The organism is Franconibacter daqui, assembly GCF_014644275.1.
Lineage (GTDB): Bacteria > Pseudomonadota > Gammaproteobacteria > Enterobacterales > Enterobacteriaceae > Franconibacter > Franconibacter pulveris.
On sequence record NZ_BMKJ01000001.1, the window covers coordinates 1,447,828 to 1,470,728 of the forward strand.

Genomic DNA, 22,901 nt, shown 5'->3' on the forward strand with positions numbered 1-22,901 from the left:
TGAACAGCAGCAGCGTCAGCAGTGCTTTCATCCTTGCTCCTTAGAGTACGCGGGAAAGAAAATTGCGCGTGCGCGGGTGCTGTGGACGGTTTAACACCGCCTCGCTGCTGCCCTGCTCTACAATCCTGCCATCCACCATAAACACCACGTTGTCCGCCACTTCACGGGCAAAGCCGATTTCATGCGTCACGACCACGAGCGTGGTGCCAGAGCGCGCCAGCTTTTTAATTACGTCCAGCACCTCGCCCACCAGCTCCGGATCCAGCGCCGAGGTGGGCTCGTCGAACAGGATGACTTTTGGCTCCAGCGCCAGCGCGCGGGCGATAGCGATACGCTGCTGCTGGCCGCCGGAAAGATGGCGCGACCAGGCCTCCGCCTTATGGCGAAGCCCTACCACCTCCAGCAGCGCATACGCCCGGGCGACAGCCTGCTCCCGCGGCACGCCGTGCGCGATGGGCGCTTCAATCAGGTTTTCCAGCACCGTCAGGTGGGGAAACAGGTTGAAGTTCTGAAAGACATAGCCCACGTTCACCCGCTGGCGCAGGATCTCGCGCTCCTTCAGCTCATAGAGCTTGTCGCCTTCCCGGCGGTAGCCAATGTAATCGCCGTCTATCTGGATAAAACCTTCGTCTACCCGTTCGAGGTGGTTGATGGTGCGCAGCAGCGTCGACTTGCCGGAGCCGGATGGCCCGATAATCACCGTCACCGAGCCAGGCTTAAGTTCCAGCGATACATTATCCAGCGCTTTATGTTTGCCGAAATATTTACTGACGCGGGTGATGGCAATATGCCCTGCGGCGCTAGGGGAGTTGAGCATTGACAGTCTCCTGGGTTTTTGGCGTGGCGAAAGCCCATTTACGCGCCGGGCGGTCCACCGCCGAGCGGCGCTGGCTGCGCGCAAGCCAGCGTTCCACGCCGTATTGCAGCAGGGAAAGCAGGCTGGTCAGGACCAGATACCAGGCGGCGCCCACCATCAGCAGCGGGATAACCTCCTGGGTGCGGTTGTAGATCATCTGAATGGTGTAGAAGAGCTCCGGCATCGCCAGCACGTAAACCATCGCCGTGCCTTTAGCGAGGCTGATGATTTCGTTAAAGCCCGCCGGAAGGATGGTGCGCAGCGCCTGCGGCAGGATAATGCGCAGCGTACGCCGCCACGCGGGCAGCCCCAGCGCGGCCGCCGCTTCGTACTGGCCGTGGTCGACGCCCAAAAAGCCGCCGCGAATAATCTCCGCCGTGTAAGCGCTCTGCACCAGCGTCAACCCCACCACCGCCGTGGCGAACTGGCCCAGCACGTTGATGGTCGGGTAGCTGGCGAAGGTCATGTCGGTAAAGGGGATGCCCACCGACAGCGTGTCGTAGAGGTAGGAGAAGTTATAAAGAATAATCAGCACCACGATGAGGGGCAGCGAGCGAAACAGCCAGATGTAGCCCCAGGCAAGGCTGCTCAACAGCCACGAGTCGGAGAGCCGCGCCATCGCCAGCACGCCGCCGAACAGAATGCTCAATAAGGTGGCCAGCACGGTAAGCTGGAGCGTCTGGAAAACGCCTTCGAGAATCACCGGGTCGAAGAACCAACGGGCGAAGACGCTCCACTCCCAGCGCGGGTTGAAGGCGACCGACTGCGCCACCACGGCGAGTAAGAAGAGCGCGACCGCCGCCCCGACGATGCGCAAGGGATAGCGTGCCGGCACGACGTTGACAGCAGCGGCGGGGGTTTCTGCGGGAAGAGTCATGTTGCCTCCTCAGGCCGTTTTCGCATGGTTTTCGACAAGGGATTTGGTAAAGCGCAGCCGCCCGTCATAAGGCGGCAGGCTGTACTCCTCCGGGTCGCGGGTCAGGTCGAAGTGCGGCTGATACCCGTGGCTTAAATAGAGGCGCACCGCTTCCGGCTGGCGAAAGCCGGTGGTGAGATAGACCTGGCTGTAGCCCGCCAGCCGCGCGCGGCGCTCCAGTTCGCTGACCACTTTCCAGGCCAGCCCCTGGCGCCTGAGGTCGCTGCGCGTCCAGATGCGCTTAAGCTCCGCGGTGTTGTCGTCAAAAGGTTTATAGGCGCCGGTTGCGATAATCTCGCCGTCGCGCTCCAGCACAATAAACAGCCCCTGCGGCGGCAGATACCACTCCGTCAGCTCCACTTCGGCGTCTTTAGAAAAGTAATCACCGTAGCGGGCAGCGTACTCGCCAAACAGCCCGGTGATAATCGGCTCCAGCTCCGGCGCCTGCGGTGAGACGTCGCGAAAGAATTCAGTGCTCATCTCGCCTCCTTAGTCGCCAAGGCCCGGCGGATTGATTTCAGAAGACGGGATGCGCTCCACGCCCTCGCCCCAGCGGTTCAGCACCTTGTCGTAGTCGCCGTTTTTAATGACCCCGTTCAGCGCGGTTTGCACCGGTTGCGCCAGCCCGCTGCCTTTTTTCAGCGTCACGGCGATGTGCGCGGCCTTCGGCCAGCCGCCATCCACGCTGCCCACCAGCCGCGTTTTGCCGGTCAGCGCCGCTTTCCATGCGCCGATAACGTTCGGCCCGAAGTACGCATCAGCGCGGCCCGACTGCAACGCCAGCGTCTGCGCAGCGTCATCTTTGGCGTAAACCGGCGTAAACGGCTTCAGTCCCTTCGCCTGGTTCGCTTTATCCCAGGCCAGCAGAATCGCCTCCTGATTAGTGCCCGAGCCGACGATAATGCGCAGCCCGGCGATATCCTCCGCTTTCTCAAGCGATTTAATGGCGCTTGTGTCCTTCACGTAAAAGCCCAGCGAGTCCTTGCGGTAGGTCGCGAAGTCGAACTTCTCTTTGCGCGCTTTGGTGACGGTAATGTTGCTGATGGCGGCGTCATACTTGCCGGAAGCGACGCCGAGCGGCCAGTCTTCCCAGGAAGTGGGCACCACGTTCAGCTCAAGCCCCAGGCTGTCGGCCACCAGGCGGGCGATATCCACCTCGCTGCCAAGCAGGGTTTTGTTGTCGTCGGCGAAGACCGTCAGCGGCGGCGAGTTAAGCGCCGCCACCGCCACGGTGAACTTGCCCGGCTGGGCGAAACGGTAGCCTTGCGGGATTTGCGCCGCGGCTTCGGCGTTTTTCGCGGTGTTGACGGGCGTTTTGTTGGCGTCCAGGCTCACGCCTTTGCCGTTGATGGTCACGTCCTGGGCCATCGCGCCCGCGCTCAGGCCGCCAAACGCGACGGCCAGCGCCAGAATAAGCATGGTTTTCTGCATAGCATCGGCTCTTTTATTGTTGTGTGAAGGAATTAGCAGGCGTTTTCAGCCCCAGGCTTTCGCGAAGCGTCGCGCCCGGGTAGTCGCGGCGGAACAGTCCGCGCTGTTGCAGCAGCGGAATCACCTCGTCGACAAAGCGCGGGAAGGTGTCCGGCGTGCCGCCCTGAATGATAAAACCGTCGGCGGCGAAGCCTTCAAACCACTGCTGCAGGCCGTCCGCCACCTGCTCTGGCGTGCCGTGAAAGCGCGGGCGCGGCGTGGCGGCTTCGAGCGCCGCCTGGCGCAGCGTCTGGTGGTGCTCGCGGGCACGGCGCTTTATCTCATCGGTGGTGCTGCGAAAGCTGTTCTGCCCCAGGTCGCCAATGTCCGGAAACGGTGCATCAAGCTCATACTGGCTGAAGTCGTGGTGCTCAAAATAGCGGCCCAGATAGTTCAGCGCGTCGTCGATGGAGACCAGCGCGGCGGTAGTCTGATACTGGCGCTCCACGTCATCGGCATCACGCCCCACAATCACGCTGACGCCCTGGAAGATATGCAGCTCGTCCGGCGTTCTGCCATATTTTTCCAGTTGCCCTTTCACGTCGCGGTAAAACGCCTGTGCCTCTTCAAGGCTCTCCTGATGGGTGAAGATGGCGTCGGCGTGGCGGGCGGCGAGCTTTTTACCGTCCTCAGAGGCGCCAGCCTGAAAGATAATCGGCCGGCCCTGCGGCGTGCGGCCAATGTTGAGCGGCCCCTGCACCTGGAAGAAATCGCCGTGGTGGTCGAGCGTGTGCAGCTTCGTCCGGTCGAAAAACTGCCCGGTCTCTTTGTTGCGCACAAAGGCATCCTCTTCCCATGAATCCCACAGCCCCTTCACCACCTCGAGGTATTCATCGGCGATGCGGTAGCGCAGCGCGTGATCCGGGTGCTTCTCGCGCGAGAAATTTTTCGCCGAACCCTCCAGCGGCGACGTCACCACGTTCCAGCCCGCCCGGCCGTTGCTCAGGTGATCAAGACTTGCGAACTGGCGCGCCACGGTAAACGGCTCGCTGTAGGAGGTGGAGAGCGTGCCCACCAGCCCCAGATGGCGGGTGACGGTCGCCAGCGCCGACAGCACGGTTATCGGCTCAAAGCGGTTAAGAAAATGCGGGATAGACTTTTCGTTGATATACAGGCCGTCGGCGACGAACAGGAAATCGAGCTTGCCCTGCTCGGCTTTTTCCGCCGTCGCCTTCACAAAATCAAAATTGATGCTGGCGTCCGCCACTGCGGCGGGATGCCGCCAGGCGGACATGTTTCCTGAGGCGCCGTGCAGTATGGTGCCAAGGCGCAGCTGTCGTGCTGAAGTCATGCTTATCCCCTCTCTTCGCGTTTTCAGGCCATAGCTACCCTTACCCCGCCAGTTGGCGGAGCGAAGGTGATAAAAGGTTTAATGCTGGCTTAGCTGGCGCAGCGCTTTTTCCGCAAGGCGTGCGAAGTAGCGCGCCGCGCCTTCCAGCAACGCGTCGTCCGGGTTGTAGGCCGGATGGTGCAGGCCGTACTCGCTGGCGCTGCCGAGGCTTATGAACGCGCCGGGGATCTGTTGCAGATAGATAGCGAAATCTTCGCCGCCCATGTGCAGATCCGCAGGCTCCGTTTTCAGCCCGGCTTCACGGGCGACCTGCTCCGTAAACGCCGCCCAGTGCGGATCGTTGATCAACGCAGGCGGGCCGTCGCGCCAGTCGATAGTGATTTGCGCATCAAAGGCGGCGGCGAACCCGGCGGCGAGCTGGCGCAGGCGCTGGGCCACTTTGCTGCGCACCTCGCGGTCGTGGGTGCGCACGGTGCCTTCAAGCTCCACCGTCTCCGGCAGCACGTTCCAGGTATTGCCGCCCTGAATGCGGGTAACGCTCACCACCACGGAATGCAGGCTGCTGACGTCGCGGCTGGCGATGGTCTGCAACGCGCCGACAAGCTGCGTCGCCAGTACGATGGCGTCTTTGCCCTCCTGCGGACGGGCGGCGTGCGCGCCCTTGCCTTTGATATGAATCACGAAGCGGTCGACGTTGGCGTAGAAGGCGCCGGGACGGGTGGCGAAAACGCCTACCGGGAGGCTGGGTTCGTTATGCATGCCGAAAATCGCGCTGACGCCCTGCAGCGCGCCGGCGCGGATAACCGCCTTCGCGCCGGTGAAGTTCTCTTCTGCCGGCTGGAAGATAATCCGCACGCGCCCCGACAATTCCCTTTCACGCGCTTTTAGAAGCTGCGCCGCGCCGAGCATCACGCTTGTGTGAATGTCATGGCCGCAGGCGTGCATCACGCCCGGGGTGTCTGAGCTAAAAGCCACACCGCTCTGCTCATCAATCGGCAGCGCGTCGATATCCGCGCGCAGGGCGACAAGCGGCTCGCCCTGGCCCACTTCCGCAACCACGCCGGTGTGAAGCGGCAGGTCGGGCAGGCGCAGGCCGTTCTGCTCAAGCCAGCGGCGCAGCCGCGCAGTGGTGGCGACCTCGTTGCCGGAAAGCTCCGGATGCTGGTGCAGCTCGCGCCGCCAGGCGATTAATTGTTCTGCGAATGCGCTCATGCCAGCTCCTTCTCAGGTGCCGCCAGCAGCGCCAGCGAGCGCAGACGCGCCGCGCCGTCGGCAAAGGGGGTATCAATAACAAACTCCTCAATACCGAACTGCTGATGCAACGCTTCCAGCGCTGCGCGCACGTCCGCAGCCGTGCCTTTAAGCAGCGACGGCGTACGCGGCGTAATGCGCGCCGCCGGGCTGCCCGCCTGGCGAATAAAGGCCTCCGCCTGCGCTTCGCTCGCGACCGTCACCTTCTGGCCGTTTTGCAGCTCCACCAGCCATAGCTGAACCGCCTGCGAGAGCGTTTCCGCCTCTTCCCGGCTCTCTGCCACCACCGCCTGCACCGCCAGCAAAAAGTCGCCGCGGGCGCGCTGGCGCCAGAGGCGCACGACGTCACCCAGCAGTGCCTTATCGCCGTTCAGGTGCCCGGCGAAGACAAAATGCCAGCCGAGCTTTGCGGCGAGCGCCGCGCTTTCAGGGCTTGCGCCCAGCAGAAAACGCTGCGGCTTGTGGGACGGCAACGGCGTGGCGCGCAGGGCGTGGAAATCATCTTCATCGCCGCCGCGTTCGGTGAGCCAGCCGGTCAGCTCAGCAAGCTGGGCGGCGAAATCGCCCTTTTCTTCCGGGCGTATCCCTTTTTGCAGCGCCCGGGTGGAAAGCGGCAGCCCGCCCGGCGCTTTGCCGACGCCAAGGTCGATGCGGCCCGGCGCCAGCGACGCCAGTAAATGGAAATTTTCCGCCACTTTATAAGGGCTGTAGTGTTGCAGCATGACGCCGCCGGAGCCGAGGCGAATGCGCTGAGTCTGCGCGGCAAGCCAGGCGATGATAATTTCCGGCGAGGGGCTGGCCAGGCGCGAGGTATTATGGTGCTCCGCCACCCAGAAGCGATGATAACCCCACGCCTCCGCGCGCTGCGCCAGTTCCAGGGTGCGCGCAAGCGCCTGTCCAGCGGTTTCTCCCTCCGCCACCGGGCTTTTATCCAGCAGGCTCAGTCGGTAAGTCATTATTTATTCCCTTGACGAGTAACGTGGCTTCATTATTAAAGTCGTCGCGCCGCGCCGGGAAACAAATAATTTTCCTTAAGTAAGTTAAAAAACAGAAATACAACCCCGACCGTAAGTTCAATAAGGATGAATAACAGCGAGCGTTATTTATCTGTTCATTAGCCAGAAGACAGGAAATAACGGCGGACGATGCTATACCCCTCTTTCACATTTATTGCGGCTTACCCTCGCCATCGCCAAACCCTGTGGAGTCCTGACATTAAGATCGGGTAGGCTTGCACACGGTCAATTTTCCCGGTGCGGTAAAAGCCTGTTTCTCCTGCCGCCCGTTTACTAAGGAACATAACAATGACGCTTGATGAAATTATCCGCACGCGCTTTACCAGCAAAGCCTATGACGAAACCCGCAAGCTCACCGCGGTTCAACAGCAGCAACTGCTCGACGTGCTGCGCTACAGCCCATCGTCGGTGAACTCTCAGCCGTGGCATTTCTTCGCCGTGACCTCTGACGAAGGCAAAGCGCGACTGCTGCCCGCGGTTGCGGAGGCGAACGCCGGTAAAATCCAGAAAGCGGCGATGGTCGTGGTCTTCACCATTCGCGAGCAGATAACCGAAGAGCATCTGCAGGCGCTGCTGGATAAAGAACAGCAGGACGGGCGTTTTATCAGCGACGAGATGCGCCAGGGCCAGGACAAAGGCCGCCGCTATTTCGTTGACCTGAACAGCCACTCCGTAGAAAGCCAGCAGGCATGGATGGCCCGCCAGGCTTACATCTCACTCGGTTTCTTCCTGCTTGGCGCCGCGAGCCTTGGGCTGGACGCCACCCCTATTGAAGGCTTCTCGCCGGAGAAAATGGACGACGCGCTGGGTCTGAAAGCAAAAGGACTGAAAAGCGTGGTGATCGCGACGGTGGGTTACCACAGCGACGCCGACTTCAACGCCGCCTTGCCGAAATCCCGACTCGACACCGACCAGGTTATCACCCTGCTGTAAGTTTTCAGGCCGCCCTGCGGCGGCCTTTTCCCTTCTGTTCTTTCCTTCCTGTACTGGCACGCTGAAACGTGCCCGGGGCGGCGTCACACCCTTACTGGTATGTTTTGCTTAGACCCGAATTTGCGGGTAGGATGCTGCGCCATGTTTCGCTTTTAACGCATAGCTATTCACTGGAAAAGCGAACATTTCCCGTACAGAAGACCAGCAAAAGCAAACGATTGGTCAGCAACGGGGTTTCCCAGTTAGAAGACAGGATAACAGGAACACAATGAAGACAACGAAGCAAAGCGCGGCGGACCATCAGGCCGCGAAACGACGCTGGTTGAACTCCCACGAAGAGGGATACCACAAAGCGATGGGCAACCGTCAGGTGCAGATGATAGCCATCGGCGGCGCTATCGGCACAGGTCTGTTTTTAGGCGCTGGCGCGCGTCTGCAGGCGGCCGGCCCCTCCCTCGCCATTGTTTATCTGGTGTGCGGGATTTTCTCTTTCTTTATTCTGCGCGCGCTGGGCGAACTGGTGCTGCATCGTCCGTCGAGCGGCAGCTTCGTCTCTTACGCTCGCGAATTCCTCGGTGAAAAAGCGGCGTATGTCGCAGGCTGGATGTATTTCGTCAACTGGGCGATGACCGGCATCGTGGATATCACCGCCGTGGCGCTCTATATGCACTATTGGGGCGCGTTTGGCGATGTGCCGCAGTGGGTCTTTGCCCTCGGCGCGCTGGCGATCGTCGGCACCATGAACATGATCGGCGTGAAGTGGTTCGCGGAGATGGAGTTCTGGTTCGCGCTGATCAAAGTGTTGGCTATTGTGCTGTTTCTTGTGGTGGGGACAATTTTCCTCGGCACCGGCAAACCGCTGGACGGCGGCGCGACCGGCTTCCACTTAATACCCGATAACGGCGGCTTCTTCCCGCACGGCTTGCTGCCTGCGCTGGTGCTGGTGCAGGGAGTAGTTTTCGCCTTCGCCTCTATCGAGCTGGTGGGTACGGCGGCGGGCGAATGTAAAGACCCGGAAACCATGGTGCCGAAAGCCATCAACAGTGTTATCTGGCGTATCGGCCTGTTCTATGTCGGCTCAGTTATCCTGCTGGTGCTGCTGCTGCCATGGAACGCTTATCAGGCGGGTCAGAGCCCGTTCGTGACCTTCTTCTCGAAACTCGGCGTGCCGTACATTGGCAGCGTGATGAATATCGTGGTGCTGACGGCGGCGCTCTCCAGCCTCAACTCGGGCCTTTACTCGACCGGCCGTATTCTGCGCTCTATGTCGATGGGCGGCTCCGCGCCGAAGTTTATGTCGAAGATGAGCAAACAGCAGGTGCCGTTCGCCGGTATCCTGGTGACCATGGCCGTTTACGTCGTGGGCGTCTTCCTGAACTATCTGGTGCCGTCTCAGGTGTTTGAGATTGTGCTGAACTTTGCCTCGTTAGGCATTATCGCCTCCTGGGCGTTTATCGTGGTTTGCCAGCTGCGCCTGCGCAAAGCGATTAAAGAAGGCAAAGCGGCGGACGTGCACTTCAAGCTGCCGGGCGCGCCGTTCACCTCCTGGCTGACGCTGCTGTTCCTGCTGGCGGTGCTGGTGCTGATGGCGTTCGACTACCCGAACGGCACCTGGACTATCGGCTCCATTCCGCTTATCGCCATCCTGCTGACGCTGGGCTGGTTCGGCGTGCGCAAGCGCGTGAACGAAATTCACAGCGCCGCGCCGCAAAACCCGGATGACGTGGAGACGGTGACGCTGAAAGAAGAGCATTCTCGCTAAGTTTTCTTGCTGCTTCAGCGCCACGCAAAACCGCCCTTTGGGCGGTTTTTTTATGCGCGCCGCCGCGTACAAAGGCGGGTGACGCCTCGCGTAGCCGCTCTAAAATACGACAAAACAGCCTGAACGCCTGCGCCGCTTTTTACCCTTTCTTAAAAGGGGCAAAGCAGAAGGCCCTGGCAAGGAATATACATTCTCCATAACCCCCCTTAGCCACACCTTTTCGCCTTTTATTCCCTCTCTGCGCATTAGCAAAGCAAAAAAAAGCATTTATCCATTGTGACTAACTTATTCCAATAAACACTTTTGTTTTTTCTTCTTCCGCCTGCACGATAAAGCCATCGATATATATAAAACCATTCACTTATCACTTGCGGGAATAACCATGACAATAACGAAGACAAAAAGCGCCATGGCGCTGGCGCTCTTATTCGCCACGAGCGCAGCGCAGGCGGAAGGGCAAATTAGCATCGCGCAGCAGTTTGGCATTGGTTATTTAATTCTGGATGTGGTTCGCGACCAGCAGTTAATTGAAAAACAGGGCAAGAAACAGGGGCTGGATATTAAAGTAGACTGGCGCACCCTCTCTGGCGCCACGGCGATGAACGAAGCGCTGCTTTCCGGCGCGCTGGATGTCGCCTCGGCGGGCGTGCCGCCGCTGCTGACCCTCTGGGACCGCACCAAAGGCCGCCAGAACGTCAAGGCCATCGCCTCGCTCGGCTCCATGCCTAACTACCTGCTCAGCAACAACCCGTCGGTGAAAAGCGTAAAAGACTTAAGCGACAAAGACCGCATCGCGGTGCCTGCCGCAGGCGTCGGCTTCCAGTCGCGCACGCTACAGATTGAAACCGCAAAGCTCTTCGGCAACGCCGATTACAAGCGGTTTGACAAAATCAGCGTCAGCCTGCCGCACCCGGACGCCAGCGCGGCGCTGATTGCCGGCGGCTCGGAGATCTCCACCCATTTCTCCAGCCCGCCGTTTCAATACCAGGCGCTGGAACATAAAAACGTCCACAAGATTTTAAGCTCTTACGACGTGCTGGGCGGCCAGGCCACCTTCAATGTGCTCTATACCACGCAGAAATTTCATGACGAAAACCCGAAAACCTATCGCGCCTTTTATGACGCTTTAGCCGAAGCGGCGCAGATTATTAACGCCGATAAAAATAAAGCCGCGGAAACCTATATTCGGGCAGAAAAATCGCGCCTGCCTTTGCCGCTGGTGCAAAAGATTGTTAACGACCCGGAGATTAGCTTTACCGTCTCGCCCGAGCGCACCTTTATTTATGCGCAAAAGCTTAATGAGCTTGGCGTATTAAAAAATAAAGCGGACTCCTGGAAAGACTATTTCTTTAACGAAGCCTGGCAGAACCCGGGCAGCTAATTCACCTGTAAGGATAACCTCATGACCACGACGCTCGACGCCCCGCTTCGCTCGCAGGATTTTGTGATTAGCCCTTTTGAAAACCTGGGCGCGGAAATTACCGGGCTTGATTTGAGCCTGCCGCTGAACGAGGCGGATTTCGCCCGCGTAAAGCAGGCGCATCTCGACCATCATCTGGTGGTGTTCCGTAACCAGCGCATTACCCCACAGCAGCAGATTGATTTCAGCCGTCGCTTCGGGCCGCTGCAAATCCATGTGCTGAAGCAGTTCTTACTGGCGAATCATCCCGAGATCCTGATTGTCTCCAACATCGTTGAGAACGGCCAGCCGATTGGCCTTGGCGACGCCGGGAAATACTGGCACTCCGATCTCTCTTACAAGGCATTGCCGAGCCTGGGCTCCATGCTGTACGCCCAGGAGCTGCCGGAAGAAGGCGGCGATACGCTGTTTGCGGATATGCATAAAGCCTGGGAGACACTGCCCGTGGCGCTAAAAAAAGCGGTGGAAGGCAAACGGGCGGTACACTCCTATACCGCGACTTACAGCAAGCCGAAATTTGGCGCGCAGTGGCGCCCGCAGTTGACCGAGCAGCAGCTCGCCGAAGTGCAAGCCGTGTCGCATCCGGTGGTCCGCACGCACCCGGAAAACGGGCGCAAGGCGCTGTTCGTTAGCGAAGGTTTCACCACGCACATTGAAGGGCTGCCCGAAGACGAAAGCCGCGACATTCTGCAGGCGCTCTACGACCACAGCATTCGCCCGGAGCATCTGTATCGCCACCGCTGGCAATACGGCGACATGGTTTTCTGGGATAACCGCTCGCTTATCCACCTCGCCACCGGCTGCCCGGATCACCTGCGCCGTAAGCTCTACCGCACCACTATCGAAGGCGACGCGCCGTTCTGAAGGAGGCAAGCATGACCGTAACCCACCCGAGCGGGCCGCTGCTGTCCGTTAACAATGTCGATCTGGAGTACCGCAACCGGCAAAGACGCGTGCGCGCCACCCATGAGGTCACGTTCGACGTCTGGCCCAACGACAGGTTTATTCTGCTTGGCCCCTCCGGGTGCGGTAAGTCGAGCCTGCTGAAAGCTATCGGCGGCTTTATGTCGCCGGTGGGCGGCGTTATCCAGCTTGAGGGTGACACTGTCACGCAACCGGGGCCGGAGCGGATGATGGTTTTTCAGGAATTCGACCAGTTGCCGCCCTGGAAAACGGTGGTGGAGAACGTCATGTTTCCGCTGGTCGCCAGCCGCAAGGCCAGCAAGGCCGAAGCGCGGGAGGTGGCGCTGCACTTTCTTGATAAAGTCGGGCTGGCGACATTCGCCGACGCGCTGCCGCATATGCTTTCCGGCGGCATGAAGCAGCGGGTGGCGATAGCCCGCGCGCTGGCGATGAAGCCGAAAGTGCTGTTAATGGATGAGCCTTTCGCCGCGCTGGACGCCCTGACCCGGCGAAAAATGCAGGAAGAGCTGCTCACGCTCTGGGACGAAGCGCGCTTTACGCTGCTGTTCGTCACCCACTCCATTGAAGAAGCGCTGGTGGTCGGCAGCCGTATTCTGGTGCTTTCGCCGCACCCAGGCCAGGTGCGCTCTGAGCTGAACTGCCACCAGTTCGGCATGGACGATTTCGGCAGCCCTGAGTTTCAGCATGCAGCGCAACATATTCACGATCTGCTTTTCCCGCCTGCGGTCACCCCGCACGCGCCCTCGTCACACAAGGAGCCTGGTTATGTCGCCGCAGCCGCCCGTCCGTCCCGAGTATCAGCGTGAATTGAGCGCCCCGGCCGCCTTGAGGCTGGACGTGCCGCTGCCCCTCGCCACCCGGTTGTGGAACCAGACGTGGCTGCGCAAAACGGTTATCGTCGCCCTGCTGCTGGTGGTGTGGGAAGTGGTCGCCCGGCTGCAAAACAACGACCTGATGCTGCCGGGCGTGGTGCAGACGCTGCGCGCCTGGGTTGAGGATATGCAAAGCGGCGAACTGCCTGGCAAGATAACCAACTCCCTCGGCACGTTGTTGAAGGGCTATCTGATTGGCAGCGTACTGGCGCTGCTCTTCAGCGCGCTGGCTATCTCGACCCGGTTCGGGCGCGACTTGCTGAGCACGCTGACCGCGATGCTCAACCCGCTGCCGGCCATTGCCCTGCTGCCGCTGGCGCTGCTGTGGTTCGGTCTTGGCAAGGCCAGCCTGATTTTCGTGCTGGTGCACTCGGTGATGTGGCCGATTGCGCTCAACACCTGGTCTGGCTTTACCAGCGTGCCGGAAACGCTGCGCATGGCCGGGCGCAACTACGGCTTAAGCGGCCCGCGGCTGGTGCTTAATATTCTTATCCCGGCGTCGCTGCCGTCGATTATTTCCGGGCTGAAGATTGGCTGGGCCTTCGCCTGGCGTACGCTTATCGCCGCCGAGCTGGTGTTTGGCGCTTCCAGCGGCGACGGCGGTCTGGGCTGGTACATTTTCCAGAACCGCAACGAGCTTTTCACCGACCGCGTGTTCGCCGGTCTTGCCACGGTGATCGTGATTGGCCTGTTAGTGGAAGGGCTGGTCTTCGCCACCCTTGAAAAAGCCACCGTAAAACGCTGGGGAATGCAGCGCTAGCTCACGACGCGCATGCCTTTTCGTCGTCGCCATATCCTGGTGAGCGCCCGGCGGGCGGTATTAATCCACCCGGTCGGGCGCGGGTCCGCCAGCATGCTTAGCGCCCGGGCGTAATCGAGCACCAGCCCCGGCGTCCAGGCCATCGTCTGGCCGCGCTTGCGAATTTGCAAAGCCACCCACAGTTCCGGCGTGGTCATCAGTTTGCCAAAGGCTATCCAGAAGCCTTTACGCTGCCACAGCCGCCCCACGCACCCTTCCAGCGCCGCCTCCAGCCCCTTCGCCACGCTGCTTGAGCAGTTGCGATGCGTAAGATTGTAGGTGTTGTCCTGCCGGTAGCGCCGCCAGAAGCGCTCAAGCCGCGCCGGGCTGTAATTGCGAATGCGCACCTGCCGCGTTGAGGGGCACCACTGCGCCGCTTCGCTGGCGTAGTCGCTGAGAAACCGCCCGGCCACGTTGTTCTCTTTGGTGGCGCGCAGCAGGCGGCCAAATTCATCCGGCGAGCGGTCAATCTCCTGCGCCGGATAAAGACTAATGTAAACGCCCTCCGGCGAGGCCAGCGCGGCATGGCCCGTGGAGATGACGCCCTGTTCATCCACCGCGGCGATATAGCGGCTGATAACCGGCCGCTGGCGCGCGCCGCCTGCGGCCGTGCCGGCAGGCGTCCAGACATGCACCGTCAGCGCCGGCTCATCCGCCGCGGGCGGCCCCTCCCACTGGGTGATAAGCGGCGCGCCCGGAATGCCCGCCTGCGCCGCCGGGTCGTCCATCGCCGGGTTGCGCTTCGCCCGTTTCGCCCGCCGCGCCAGCAGCATCAGGTTCCAGCCGGTAAAAGCGAGCCCCAGTCCCAGGCAATAGGGCACCACGCCCTGATAATGCGTCGGCCAGGGTTGATAAAAGAACACGGCAATCAACACTTCCACGACGCCGCCAACCAGCGCCAGCCGCCAGTTGGGGTAGCGCACCACGATGGCTGAAGCGATTTGCAGCGCGCCGTCGGCGAGAAACAGCGTGCCGAATAGCAACGACAGCACCAGGTCGCCTTCATGGTTGCCCGCAAGGATAAGCAATGCAGAGATAACGAAGGCGGCGCCTTTCACATAGCGCAGCCCCTTCTGACCGCCGATGCCGCTGCCCGCCACCAGAAGCGTGGCACCGCCCTCAATCAGCAGCAAAAGCGCAAAAGGCTCAATGGGAAAATAGAGCACGCCATCCAGCGCATCGATAAATATCACGGTGCCGGCAAGCAGCGTAAACGCGCCGAACCGGCGCAGGCCGCGCCAGTGGGAACGGAGAAAATCGACGCCGAGCAGGATCAGAATCAACCGTACCATTACGCCCTCTTTTGTGGACCGTTCAACGCCTGCGATTTCAGTTTTTCAAGCGTAGCTCAGCCTGCGCGCCTTCGCTGCCCTGGCGCAGGCGGCAGCATTAACATATACGCCTATCCAAATGTGATGTTGACATTATCATGCCTGAAGACGAGACTTGGCGCTCTGAATGCGGAGGCGCGATGAATTCACTTACCCCCCTTAAACTGTTTAAATCCCTGTCGGACGACACGCGCCTGACGCTGGTCTTACTGTTACGAGAAAAAGGCGAACTGTGCGTGTGCGAACTCTCTGGCGTGATGAAAGAGCCGCAACCTAAAACGTCGAGACATCTGGCTTTGCTGAAGGAATGCGGGCTGCTTTGCGACCGGCGCGATGGAAAATGGATCTACTATCGGCTCTCGCCTCACATGCCTGCCTGGGCCGCCGCCGTAATAGAACAGGCGTACCAGTGTCAGCGTGAGGATATTCGCCGCTTAAGCCGACAGGCAGAAAAAGAGAACGCCACCACTAACGGCAAAGCTGTTTGTCTGTAAAAACACATTCACTTATTCATATTTGATGGAATAGCGCGCGCGTTGTTCATTTGACGGGCAAAGGAGAAACTATGCTACTGGCAGGCGCCATTTTCGTTTTCACGCTGACGCTGGTTATCTGGCAGCCCAAAGGGCTTAGCATCGGCTGGAGCGCGCTTATCGGCGCCGCGCTGGCGCTGCTGACCGGGGTGGTCAGCATTGGCGATATACCCACCGTCTGGCAGATTGTCTGGAACGCCACGGCGACTTTTATCGCGGTTTGTCGCCCGCTGGGGCAATGGCCGTGGCAAAAGGCTTTTCACGTTTATTATCCTGCTCGGCGCCGCTGTGGCCGCCCTCTTCGCCAATGACGGCGCGGCGCTTATCCTGACGCCTATCGTTATTGCGATGCTGCTGGCGCTGGGCTTCAGCCACGGCGCGACGCTGGCGTTTGTCATGGCGGCGGGTTTTATTGCCGACACCGCCAGTCTGCCGCTGATTGTGTCGAACCTCGTGAATATCGTCACCGCAGATTTCTTTAAGCTTGGCTTCAGCGATTACGCGTCGGTGATGCTGCCGGTTAACGCCGCCTCCGTGCTGGCGACGCTGGTGATGCTGCATCTCTTCTTTCGACGAGAAATCCCCGCCGTCTATGATATGGCAAAACTCAAAGCGCCCCGCGAAGCGATTCGCGACCGCCGCACCTTCAGAACGGGGTGGATAGTGCTGGTTCTGCTGCTGGTTGGCTTTTTCGCGCTGGAGCCGCTCGGGGTGCCCGTAAGCCTGGTGGCGGCGACGGCGGCGCTGATCCTCTGGCTGGTGGCTCGCCGGGGTGAGGTCATCGACACCCGTAAAGTGCTGAAGGGCGCGCGCGGGGCTTACGGAGTGGCTCTCCCTCGCCCTTAATCGCATGGCGGAGCATGGCCTCTGGGGTGCGACGCTTGGCACCGGCTTTCTCACCGCCTTTCTCTCATCGGTAATGAATAACATGCCCACCGTGCTGGTAGGCGCGCTTTCCATCGACGGCAGCAGCGCGCAGGGCGTGATAAAAGAGGCGATGATTTACGCCAACATCATCGGCTGCGACTTAGGGCCGAAAATCACGCCGGTTGGCAGCCTCGCGACGCTGCTATGGCTCCATGTTCTGGCGCAAAAAAATATCACTATCCGCTGGGGATATTATTTCCAGGTAGGCGTGACGATGACGCTGCCCATTCTTTTCGTCACGCTAAGCGCGCTGGCGTTGCGTCTGCTTTAGTAACAATACGGGGACGTCCCCCTTCAGAGGTTCTCATGACTGACATCACGATTTATCACAACCCCGGCTGCGGCACATCACGAAATACCCTCGCGCTGATCCGCAACAGCGGCGTGGAGCCCACTATCATTCTGTATCTTGAAACACCGCCAACGCGTGATGAACTGCGTAAGCTCATCACCGCGATGGGGATAAGCGTGCGCGACCTGCTGCGTAAAAATACCGAACCTTATGAAACGCTGGGACTTGCCAGCGCGCAACTGGACGACGAGGCGCTGCTGGACGCCATGCTGGCGCACCCGGTGCTTATCAACCGTCCGATTGTGGTAACCCCGCTCGGCACCCGGCTTTGCCGCCCGTCTGAAGCGGTGCTGGATATTCTCCCCGACCCGCAGCGCGGCCCTTTTACCAAAGAGGATGGCGAAGTGGTGATTGATGAGAAAGGGCAACGGGTGCGCCCGTAATGCTTACCGTGCGGCCCGGATAATCCGCTCGCTGTACGTCTGCTCTGCCGTTGTCATCTATGCTCAAAGGAAAGCGGCGGGAGAAAACCATGCAGGCGTTGCGGAGAAAAGCTGGCGTTATTACAGCAGTGATGGTGTTTGGGCTGACCTATGGCTTAACCGCGCCGCTGGTCTCCCTGCGACTGAGCGCGGCGGGCTACAGCGAAAGCTGGATTGGCCTGAACGCGGCGATGCATGCGGTGGGGGTGTTCGCCATAGCCCCCCTACTGCCCACGCTTTGCCGCCGCTTCTCGCCGCAGGCGCTGATGCGCTTTTCCCTGTTCGCTATTTTTCTCACGCTCTGCCTGTTCCCCTTTCTGCCGCTCGCAAGCTGGTTCGCGCTGCGCCTGCTGCTGGGCGCTTTCAGCGAAATTATTCTGGTAGTCACCGAGACGTGGCTTAATCACGTGAGCGTGGAGCGCGCGCGGGCGACCACCCTGGCCTGGTATATGGCGAGCCTGTCGCTGGGTTTTGCGCTCGGGCCGTTTTTGCTGCTGGCGGGCAGCGGCACGCTGCCCTTTTTCTATGGCGCGCTGCTGGCGCTGGCGGCGGCGCTTATCCTGCTGCGGCGCAGAACCGAGGCGCCGCTGGCGCAGGAAAAAGCGGGCGCATTCTGGCGCTACCTGGCTCTCGCGCCGCTGGCGATGGCCGCCACGCTGCTGAATGCCGCGCTGGAAGCGGCAGGCATGAACCTGCTGGTGATTTACGCCATGAACCTTGGCTGGAGCGAAAAGCTGGCCACTGCGCTGCTCAGCGTGCTGATGCTCGGCGCGATTGTGCTGCAACTGCCGGTAGGCTGGCTGGCGGATCGGTTCGATCGCGCTCGACTGGTGGTGCTGTTCGCCGCCGTTTCGACGCTCGGCGCGCTGGCCTGGCCGTGGGCGCTGCGCGTGGCGCCGCTCGCCTGGGTATTGATGTTTCTCTGGGGCGGCGCGTTTGTCGCCATTTACACGCTGGTTATCACGCAGGTGGGCGAACGCTTCTGCGGCACGGCGCTGACGGGCGTTTATGCGGCCATGTCGATAATGTGGGGCGCCGGCGCGCTGGTCGGCCCTTCGCTTGCCGGGCTCGCCATGAATGCCGGCGCTCACGGCTTGCCCTGGCTCGCGGCGGCGCTGTGCGGCGCCTTTACGCTTTATGCGTGGTGGATGACAAGGCGAGCGGCGTAGCCTGTCGCTCCTCACCCCGCCACGCTTTCCCCAACGGGGCGAGAGAGAACACCCGTGAGCGCCCAACAATGAACCCGGGCAGCCGTTCAGGCCGTCTTACAGCGCAATGCGCACCACATCATCCGGGCTGGTCGCCTCTTTCTGGCGGCTGGAAGCCTGCTTCACGCTGACATACAGCGTTTTGCCGTCAGCGGAAAGCGCCAGGCTGTTTGGATGGGTCGGCGTTTCGACGGTTTTTATCACTTTATAATGCTTCGCGTCGATGATGCTGACGCTGCCCGCTTCGCGGTGCGTTACGTAAACTTCATTGCGCGCCGGGTTGAACAGCACGGCGAGCGATTTCGGCGCGGCGATTTTCTGTATCACGTTGCCGTTTTTCGTATCCACTACCAGCAGTTGCGCCTGCTTCGCATCGGTGACGAAAGCGCGGTGGTTAGCGGTATCAAGCGCCAGGTTCAGGTACATGTGCTCGCCCTCTTCCTGCAATTTTTTGCGGGAAACGACGCGGTTGTTGCTGGTGTCGATGGTGATGAACTCGCCGTCGGCATTGGTGGTGTAAAGGCGTTTCGCCGCCGCATCCAGCGCCAGGCCGGTATTCATTTTGCCAAGGTCAGTAATGGTGGTGCGAAGCGTCAGCGTTTCGCCGTCCACCACCCACACCACGCTCGCTTTGCCGAGACCGCCGATGTAAACGCTATTCGTCGCTTCATCCACGGCCAGCTCTCGCGGCTGCAAAGGGCGCGCCGTCTCTGAACGTTGAGTGGGGTCGAGCACCAGGCGTCCTTTCACCTCCGCCGTTTTTGCGTCAATCGCCGTCACCGCGCCATTCACCGTATTGCCGAAGTAAAGCGTATTGGTTTTGGTGTTAATAGCCGCGCCGAACGGTTTGATGTCGTTATGAATAATTTGCGTGATTTCAAGCGTGGCGGGGTCCAGACGGTAGACCACGCCACCTTTATCAAGCGAACGGCTCTGCGACGTCGCCAGATAAAGCGCCTGCTCTGTCGGGCTGTAGACCATCTCATAGGCGCCTTTGCCTACCGGCTTGCGCAGCAGCGCATCCGCGGCGTGGCTGGTGAAGGTAGTAAAGGCGGTGGCGAACAGCAGCGCGCCCAGCAGCGCACGCGGCGCGGTCAGATGAGATAATTGCATAAAGACTCCCTTTTAAAATAGGCGGTAGTGGTGATGTCACATTGCTTCCGTACGGGTCGCCGGGGTGCCTGCCGCCGGGCTATTTTGTTGAGAATAATAATCATTATTTTATTAAAAGGGGATCTTTTTCTGCCGTATCGCCCTGTACAGGACAAAACCCGGACGAGAATGGCCGTTGCGGAAGTTTCGGCTACACTTTGCTGACTGCACATAGCTGTTAACGATATGTGCCGTTTGGCTTTTCAAAAATTTACATAAAGTTTAACATAGCAACGTATGTTCCATCTGGTTCGTCCCTGAACCCCTAACCCGGTTTGTTGAATGAAAATCTCCCGTGCCGCGAAAGCGCCTCTGTGGTTGCTGCCCGCCGTTTTCTCACCCTGCTTTATCGCCAGCGCCTCCGCGGCTGATGAACAGACGATGGTTGTTACCGCCACCCCCGGCACCGTTTCCGAGCTGGATACGCCAGCGGCGGTGAGCGTGGTTTCCGGCGAAGACCTGCGTCACGCCGCGCCGCGCGTCAACCTGTCGGAAAATCTCGGCAGCGTGCCGGGTCTGCAAATCCAGAACCGTCAAAACTACGCGCAGGATTTACAGCTGTCGATGCGCGGGTTTGGCTCCCGCTCCACGTATGGCGTGCGCGGCATTCGCATGTATGTTGACGGTATTCCGGCCACCATGCCGGACGGCCAGGGTTATACCTCTAACTTCGATTTAAACAGCATCGACAGCGTGGAAGTGCTGCGCGGCCCCTTCTCCGCGCTCTATGGCAACGCCTCCGGCGGCGTGATTGACGTGAAAACCGAAACCGGCGCCCAGCCGCCGAAAATCGAAGCGGGCACCTGGTACGGCAGCTACGGCAGCGTGCGCTACGGCCTGAAAGCCACGGGAGCGACGGGCGACGGCACCCAGGCGGGGGATGTGGATTACTCGGTTTCCACGACCCGTTTCACCACGCACGGCTACCGCGACCACAGCGGCGCGCGTAAAAACCTCGCTAACGCGAAGCTTGGCGTGCGTCTGGATGACGCCAGCAAGCTGACGCTGATTTTCAACAGCGTCGATATCAAAGCCAACGATCCGGGCGGTCTGAGCCGTGACGAATGGAAAGAGAACCCGCGCCAGTCGCCGCGCGGCGATCAGTACAACACGCGTAAGAGCACCAAACAGACCCAGGCGGGCCTGCGCTACGATCGCGCGCTGAGCGAAAATGATGACATCAGCGTGATGGCTTACGCCGGCGAACGTGAAACCGTACAGTATCAGTCTATTCCGCGGGCGCCGCAGCTGAACCCGACGCACCCTGGCGGCGTTATCGACCTCACCCGTCATTACCAGGGGATCGACAGCCGCTGGACGCACCGCGGCGACCTGGGCGACGTGCCGTTCAGCTTCACCACCGGCCTTAACTACGAAAACCTCATCGAGAAGCGTAAAGGCTACGAGAACTTCTCAATGGTGAACGGCGCGCCGGTTTTTGGCGAAAAGGGCAGCCTGCGCCGCGACGAGCGCAACCTGATGTGGAACGTCGACCCGTACCTGCAAACCAGCTGGCAGCTCACCGACAAGCTGAGCCTGGACGCGGGCGTGCGTTACAGCAACATCTGGTTCGACTCTAACGATCATTACGTTACCGCCCGCAACGGCGACGACAGCGGCGAAGCGAACTACCATAAGTGGCTGCCGGCGGGCTCGCTGAAATATGCAGTCACCGACGCGTGGAACGTCTATGTTTCCGCCGGTCGCGGTTTCGAAACGCCGACCATCAACGAGCTCTCCTACCGGGCAGGCGGCATCAACGGCCTGAACCTGGATCTGAAGCCTTCCACCAGCGACACCGTGGAGATAGGCAGCAAAACCCGCATCGGCAACGGCCTGCTGACCGCCGCGCTGTTCCAGACTGATACTGACAATGAGATTGTGACCGACACCAGCAGCGGTGGGCGCACCACCTACAAGAACGCCGGGAAAACCCGTCGTCAGGGCGTGGAGCTGGGGCTGGATCAGCAGTTTGGTGACGCGTGGAAGCTGAAAGCGGCGTGGACCTATCTCAACGCCACCTACCGCACCGACGTGTGCAACGGCGACGTTAACTGTAACGGCAACCGCATGCCGGGCATTGCGCGCAATATGGTTTACGCCTCCATGGGTTACGAGCCGGAAACCGGCTGGTACGCGGGCGGCGACGTGCGCTACATGAGCAGCATCATGGCCGATGACGAAAACACCGCTAAAGCGCCTTCCTACACCACGGTTGGCCTGAACACCGGCTACAAAGTGAAAAAAGGCAACTGGATGCTGGACGTGTTTGGCCGCGTGGACAACCTGTTTGACCGCGATTACGTCGGCTCCGTTATCGTGAACGAAGGCAACGGCCGTTACTACGAACCCACTCCGGGCCGTAACTACGGCGTAGGCGCGGCAGTGACCTACAGCTTCGAATAACCCACCGAAAACCCTCAGAGGCGGTATGGCGCTTGCGCCTGCCGCCTCGCTTTATTCTCCTTCCCCACACACCTCAAACAGCACTTCCCGCAGCCAGCGGTGCGCGGGGTGATGGTGCGTGCGTTCATGCCAGGCGGCGGCTTTCGTGAAGCCGGGAATGGCGAGCGGCGGCGCGAAGGTCAGCAGCTTGTCCTCTTCACGCAGCAGCCGACGCGGCACCACCGCCAGCAGGTCGGTCTCTTTGAGTAACGAAACCAGAAACAAGAAGCTGTCTACCGACAGGCTCACCCGCCGCGTTAACCCTTTCTCCGCCAGCGCCCGGTCGGCCGCGCCGTGGAACGGATCGCCAAAATAAGAGACCAGCGCCTGGTCGAGTTCGCAGAAGCGCTTAAGGCTCAGCTGCTCGCCCGCCGCCGGGTGTTGGGCGCGCATCGCGCAGACATACTCTTCATCGTAAAGCCTGCGGGCGTGCAGCGCTTGCGGCGCGGTCTGGGTGGTAACAATGGCGAGGTCGATTTCCCCTTTTTCCAGCAGCTGACGCACGTTCATTTCGTCTATCTGCCGCACCGCCAGGCGCATGGCGGGCGCCCGCTTGCGCAGTTCGCGGGTAAAAGGCTCGACGATGGCGCGCAGCGCGTAGTCGGTGGCGGCGAGGGTGACGGTGAGCGTAGAGGTGCGCGGGTCGAAATCCTCCGGCTGAAGCAGCGCCTGGATGTCATGCAGGATGCGCTTCACCGGCTGCGCCAGCTCCAGCGCCCGGGCGGTGGGGATAACGCCTCGCTGGGCGCGGACAAAAAGCGGGTCGTTAAAGCTTTCGCGAAGGCGGGTGAGCATGGCGCTCACCGCAGGCTGCGTCAGCGCCAGCCGGTCCGCCGCGCGGGTAACGTTCCGCTCATCCAGCAGCGCATCCAGCGTCATGAGCAGGTTAAGATCGAGATGATGAAGGTCGCGCATCGCTCGCCTCTTTTCAGAAATAAATTCAGGTTATACCTGATATTAAAATTGACGATTGGTTTTATATCACAGCCATTTTTAAGATGCCCTCCTCCAACGAAGATGA

The 22,901-nt window shown here is 60.4% G+C and carries 20 protein-coding genes and 1 pseudogene; 11 read left to right on the top strand and 10 right to left on the bottom strand.

The window, feature by feature from the left end:
* Positions 1–40 precede the first annotated feature (40 nt).
* The 7 genes from IEX01_RS06870 to IEX01_RS06900 all read right to left on the bottom strand — a co-directional run bounded on the left by IEX01_RS06870 (position 41) and on the right by IEX01_RS06900 (position 6,740).
* Positions 41–817, bottom strand: a complete 777-nt coding sequence (locus tag IEX01_RS06870) for an amino acid ABC transporter ATP-binding protein (RefSeq protein ID WP_024557598.1) — start codon at positions 815–817, stop codon at positions 41–43.
* Positions 801–1,733 carry an amino acid ABC transporter permease gene (locus IEX01_RS06875; protein WP_188723521.1) on the bottom strand — a complete coding sequence of 311 codons (933 nt, stop codon included), beginning with the start codon at positions 1,731–1,733 and terminating at the stop codon, positions 801–803. The genes IEX01_RS06870 and IEX01_RS06875 overlap by 17 nt, the downstream gene beginning before the upstream one ends.
* Positions 1,734–1,742: 9 nt before the next feature.
* Positions 1,743–2,252 carry a GNAT family N-acetyltransferase gene (locus tag IEX01_RS06880; RefSeq protein ID WP_024557596.1) on the bottom strand — a complete coding sequence of 170 codons (510 nt, stop codon included), beginning with the start codon at positions 2,250–2,252 and terminating at the stop codon, positions 1,743–1,745.
* 9 nt (positions 2,253–2,261) lie between these two features.
* Positions 2,262–3,203, bottom strand: a complete 942-nt coding sequence (locus IEX01_RS21935) for an ABC transporter substrate-binding protein (protein WP_188723522.1) — start codon at positions 3,201–3,203, stop codon at positions 2,262–2,264.
* 13 nt (positions 3,204–3,216) lie between these two features.
* Entirely contained in the window at positions 3,217–4,533 is a 1,317-nt protein-coding gene (locus tag IEX01_RS21940; RefSeq protein WP_024560560.1) for an LLM class flavin-dependent oxidoreductase, read from the bottom strand.
* 78 nt (positions 4,534–4,611) lie between these two features.
* Positions 4,612–5,745 (bottom strand): amidohydrolase, encoded by a 1,134-nt coding sequence (locus tag IEX01_RS06895; RefSeq protein WP_024557593.1) that lies wholly within the window; start codon positions 5,743–5,745, stop codon positions 4,612–4,614.
* Positions 5,742–6,740 (bottom strand): LLM class flavin-dependent oxidoreductase, encoded by a 999-nt coding sequence (locus IEX01_RS06900; RefSeq protein WP_024557592.1) that lies wholly within the window; start codon positions 6,738–6,740, stop codon positions 5,742–5,744. The genes IEX01_RS06895 and IEX01_RS06900 overlap by 4 nt, the downstream gene beginning before the upstream one ends.
* 348 nt (positions 6,741–7,088) lie before the next feature.
* Between IEX01_RS06900 and nfsB the strand changes: the two genes are divergently transcribed.
* The 6 genes from nfsB (at position 7,089) to IEX01_RS06930 (ending at position 13,471) form a co-directional block, all read left to right on the top strand.
* Positions 7,089–7,733: an oxygen-insensitive NAD(P)H nitroreductase gene (gene nfsB, locus IEX01_RS06905; protein WP_024560562.1), complete on the top strand. Its 645-nt coding sequence runs from the start codon at positions 7,089–7,091 to the stop codon at positions 7,731–7,733.
* 268 nt (positions 7,734–8,001) lie between these two features.
* Entirely contained in the window at positions 8,002–9,495 is a 1,494-nt protein-coding gene (ansP, locus tag IEX01_RS06910) for an L-asparagine permease (RefSeq protein WP_024557590.1), read from the top strand.
* A 382-nt stretch (positions 9,496–9,877) separates the two neighbouring features.
* Positions 9,878–10,876 (top strand): ABC transporter substrate-binding protein, encoded by a 999-nt coding sequence (locus tag IEX01_RS06915; protein WP_188723523.1) that lies wholly within the window; start codon positions 9,878–9,880, stop codon positions 10,874–10,876.
* A 21-nt stretch (positions 10,877–10,897) separates the two neighbouring features.
* Entirely contained in the window at positions 10,898–11,779 is an 882-nt protein-coding gene (locus tag IEX01_RS06920) for a TauD/TfdA dioxygenase family protein (RefSeq protein ID WP_188723524.1), read from the top strand.
* 11 nt (positions 11,780–11,790) lie between these two features.
* Complete coding sequence (locus tag IEX01_RS06925) at positions 11,791–12,645, top strand: ABC transporter ATP-binding protein (protein WP_188723525.1); 855 nt, start codon at positions 11,791–11,793, stop codon at positions 12,643–12,645.
* On the top strand, positions 12,605–13,471 hold the full coding sequence (locus IEX01_RS06930) for an ABC transporter permease (RefSeq protein WP_188723526.1): 867 nt from the start codon (positions 12,605–12,607) through the stop codon (positions 13,469–13,471). Before IEX01_RS06925 ends, IEX01_RS06930 begins: the two co-directional genes overlap by 41 nt.
* Here IEX01_RS06930 and IEX01_RS06935 read toward each other — a convergent pair.
* The gene (locus IEX01_RS06935) at positions 13,468–14,802 is read right to left on the bottom strand and encodes an HdeD family acid-resistance protein (RefSeq protein ID WP_188723527.1); all 1,335 of its coding nucleotides are present in this window, start codon (positions 14,800–14,802) and stop codon (positions 13,468–13,470) included. The two genes, IEX01_RS06930 and IEX01_RS06935, sit on opposite strands and share 4 nt — an antisense overlap.
* Before the next feature lie 179 nt (positions 14,803–14,981).
* Here IEX01_RS06935 and IEX01_RS06940 point away from each other — a divergent pair, with 179 nt between their 5' ends.
* The 4 genes and pseudogenes from IEX01_RS06940 to IEX01_RS06955 all read left to right on the top strand — a co-directional run bounded on the left by IEX01_RS06940 (position 14,982) and on the right by IEX01_RS06955 (position 18,244).
* A complete protein-coding gene (locus IEX01_RS06940; protein WP_188723528.1) occupies positions 14,982–15,335 on the top strand; it encodes a metalloregulator ArsR/SmtB family transcription factor in 354 nt (117 codons plus the stop codon).
* Between the two features lie 71 nt (positions 15,336–15,406).
* Positions 15,407–16,572 (top strand): annotated as a pseudogene (locus IEX01_RS06945) (arsenic transporter).
* A gap of 35 nt (positions 16,573–16,607) precedes the next feature.
* Complete coding sequence (gene arsC / locus IEX01_RS06950) at positions 16,608–17,036, top strand: glutaredoxin-dependent arsenate reductase (protein WP_029591696.1); 429 nt, start codon at positions 16,608–16,610, stop codon at positions 17,034–17,036.
* An 89-nt stretch (positions 17,037–17,125) separates the two neighbouring features.
* Complete coding sequence (locus tag IEX01_RS06955) at positions 17,126–18,244, top strand: MFS transporter (RefSeq protein WP_188723529.1); 1,119 nt, start codon at positions 17,126–17,128, stop codon at positions 18,242–18,244.
* A 96-nt stretch (positions 18,245–18,340) separates the two neighbouring features.
* On the opposite strand, the gene yncE is transcribed toward IEX01_RS06955, so the two are convergent.
* Positions 18,341–19,396 (bottom strand): 7-bladed beta-propeller protein YncE, encoded by a 1,056-nt coding sequence (gene yncE / locus IEX01_RS06960; protein WP_188723530.1) that lies wholly within the window; start codon positions 19,394–19,396, stop codon positions 18,341–18,343.
* Positions 19,397–19,717: 321 nt separating this feature from the next.
* Here yncE and pqqU point away from each other — a divergent pair, with 321 nt between their 5' ends.
* Positions 19,718–21,841: a TonB-dependent receptor PqqU gene (gene pqqU, locus IEX01_RS06965; protein ID WP_188723531.1), complete on the top strand. Its 2,124-nt coding sequence runs from the start codon at positions 19,718–19,720 to the stop codon at positions 21,839–21,841.
* A 51-nt stretch (positions 21,842–21,892) separates the two neighbouring features.
* Here the strand turns inward: pqqU and IEX01_RS06970 are convergent, their stop codons facing one another.
* Entirely contained in the window at positions 21,893–22,795 is a 903-nt protein-coding gene (locus tag IEX01_RS06970; protein ID WP_188723532.1) for a LysR family transcriptional regulator, read from the bottom strand.
* Positions 22,796–22,901 lie beyond the last annotated feature (106 nt).